This is a genomic window from Pseudomonas protegens (assembly GCF_003732485.1).
GTDB lineage: Bacteria > Pseudomonadota > Gammaproteobacteria > Pseudomonadales > Pseudomonadaceae > Aquipseudomonas > Aquipseudomonas protegens_B.
Map to the genome: position 1 here is coordinate 614,702 of NZ_MOAK01000086.1, position 2,705 is coordinate 617,406.

Below are 2,705 nucleotides of genomic sequence, written 5' to 3' on the forward strand. Positions count from 1 at the left end.
ATCGGCGAGAACACCAGGGAGGCCCCGATATCGATCGCTTTCTGCCAGTTCACGCCGTCCCCCAGGGGAATGTCGTTGAGCAGGGCGTTGGCCAGGCCGACACCGAGGATCGAGCCGATCAGGGTGTGGGAGCTGGAGGCAGGGATGCCGAAGTACCAGGTGCCCAGGTTCCAGGCGATGGCCGCGGCCAGCAACGAGAAGACCATGGCCAGGCCGTGGCCGGTGTTGACATTGATCAGCAGCTCGACCGGCAGCAGGTGAACGATGGCATAGGCTACGCCGACGCCGCCCAGCAGCACACCGAGGAAATTGAAGACACCGGAAAAGAACACGGCCAGGTGTGGCGGCATGGCTTTGGTGTAGATGACAGTGGCAACCGCATTTGCGGTGTCATGAAAGCCGTTGATGAACTCGTAGGCGAGGACAAAAGCCAGGGCGAGCAAGAGGCTCACAAGCACCCAAGCATCCAGTCCGCTGAATAAATCGATCATGAAGGTTTTCTGACCCGGTCATAAGGGGGCGCGATTATGCCAGAAAACCCTGCTAATCAATGCACAAGGTGCTCGCCGGTAACATTCTTCAACGAAAAAACTGACCGAGAGCAGAGTTTTTGCCGATTCCCGCCCAGCGCGGCAAGTCATTGAGTTTATTGGCCCAAAGCCCGGCACTGAGGGTTCTGTCCCGGGAGTGAAGGGCTTCAAACGCTTGTATGAAATTTCAACGAAAGGGCCTGCCGGGTACCGTTTCTCGCAGTGGGTGGAGCGAGGCGGTGAAGGGCCCGGGGTAGCGAGCATCAATGGTCTGCCTGGCCGCTGGGGTGATCGAGCGGACAAGAGAGCAAGCCCTGAGAGACTCAGGCCGTCAGCATTATGGCTGTTCGGCCTTGAGTTCTTTTTCCATCTTTTGCAGTTCTTGGGTGAACGCCTGGTCGCGAATACTTGCGCGTTTGCGCCAAGGTTTGCGTTCAGGTTCCGGTTGGGCGGCATAACGGGTGATCTCGCCGCCGTAAACTTCCTTGTAACGTTGTTCCTGGCGCTCAAGTTCCGCGCGCAGTTCGTCTTTCGTCACAGTGTTACCTAATTGAGTAAGGGTCCATTCCGGTGCAACGCATTGCCTGGGGGCGACTATCAAGAAAGCGGACTGATTGCCTGCTCAGGCCTTGGGTCCTGTTCTTTCCAGCCAGCCTTTTGTTGCATGCGGCCACGTCACCGGATGAAAACGACTGTCGTAGCAACAGTGTTGTTTGTTGCAAGCGGATTGGCCGAATCTGGTTTGAGGTCAAGCGCTTGCGGCAGGTGATCAATTGCAGCCTGAATCACCTGAGCGAGGTACGAGCGGGACTGACTCCGCGTTACTCACTCCGGCAGTATAGCTTCGGCGAAGAATAACTCTATGGCCCGGAAGTTTAAAACAGCCAACTTTATTGTGAGCGTTTTGTGACACGAAAGTTCTAATGAATTCCTACACGGTGCTTCCCGTCTTCGTACTCTGCTGGCGGAATTCTATATGGGGCGAGTCCGCTCTTGATACAAGTGGCAGGCCTGAAGATACCCTCAGAGTCGGCCTCCTGCTGGCGATTATTACTATGAGTTTTTGCAATAAAAGAGTGGGGGAGTGGTCGACAACGGCCAGCACCGTTGATTGCGATTATCGGTCGACGGTTCGATAATCGCCCAATCTTGCAGAGGCCGGCTTGTGCTGCCTCTCCAATACGGCTTGTAATATGGAAGAATTTCATCGCAGAGACCCTGAAATGAACGATCAGATGCGTAATTCCTTTACCTCAGTGGCGCCGCCCATCGTGGCTTCGGCGGCGAAGAGGATTCAGGCGTTGACCGGTGACCCGGATTTCATGACGTCTCTGGCCCGTGGCCTGGCGGTGGTGCAAGCGTTCCAGGAGCGTAAGCGCCACCTGACCATTGCCCAGATCAGCCACCGCACGGAGATTCCTCGGGCGGCAGTGCGCCGCTGCCTGCATACCCTGATCAAGCTGGGATACGCGACCACCGATGGGCGTACCTATTCGCTGCTGCCCAAGGTGCTGACCCTGGGTCATGCCTACCTGTCGTCGACGCCCCTGGCAGTTTCTGCGCAACCCTATCTGGACCGCATGAGCGAGCAACTCCACGAAGCCTGCAACATGGCCACCCTGGAAGGCGACGACATCCTTTATATCGCCCGTTCGGCCACTACCCAGCGGTTGATTTCCGTCGATCTTTCGGTGGGCGGCCGGCTACCGGCCTATTGCACGTCCATGGGGCGGATTCTGCTGGCCGCGCTGGATGATTCCTCGCTGCATGAGTATCTGGAACACGCCGATCTGCAGGCCAAGACCAGCCGTACCCTGCACACCCCGGAGGCGTTGCTGGAGTGCCTGCAGCAAGTGCGTCAGCAGGGCTGGTGCATCGTCGATCAGGAACTGGAGCAAGGGCTGCGTTCGATTGCCGTGCCGGTCTACGATGCTTCGGGCCAGGTGCTGGCGGCGTTGAACGTCAGCACCCACGCGGGACGGGTCAGCCGCGCCGAATTGGAACAGCGCTTTCTGCCCGGCCTGCTCAGCGCCAGCCGCGATCTCAGCGCCCAGCTGTTTGCTTAAGCTGTTCGATAAACGCACAGATCCGCCTTTGACGAATTGACGCTCTTTCCCCTGGCTCATTAATGTCGCGGCAGCGTCATCGGCGGCCAGCCGGCATTGCCAGGCTGCC

Annotated in this window: 3 protein-coding genes; 1 reads left to right on the forward strand and 2 read right to left on the reverse strand. The window is 58.0% G+C overall.

What is annotated here, in order from left to right; genetic code table 11:
* Together BLX41_RS36680 and BLX41_RS29835 are read right to left on the reverse strand one after the other, a co-directional pair.
* A partial coding sequence (locus BLX41_RS36680) for an inorganic phosphate transporter (RefSeq protein ID WP_259745360.1) occupies positions 1–491 on the reverse strand: 491 nt, incomplete at its 3' end.
* A 376-nt stretch (positions 492–867) separates the two neighbouring features.
* Positions 868–1,068: a hypothetical protein gene (locus tag BLX41_RS29835; RefSeq protein ID WP_102861491.1), complete on the reverse strand. Its 201-nt coding sequence runs from the start codon at positions 1,066–1,068 to the stop codon at positions 868–870.
* A gap of 685 nt (positions 1,069–1,753) precedes the next feature.
* Between BLX41_RS29835 and pcaR the strand changes: the two genes are divergently transcribed.
* On the forward strand, positions 1,754–2,596 hold the full coding sequence (gene pcaR, locus BLX41_RS29840; RefSeq protein ID WP_016962563.1) for a pca regulon transcriptional regulator PcaR: 843 nt from the start codon (positions 1,754–1,756) through the stop codon (positions 2,594–2,596).
* The last annotated feature ends 109 nt before the right edge of the window (positions 2,597–2,705 follow it).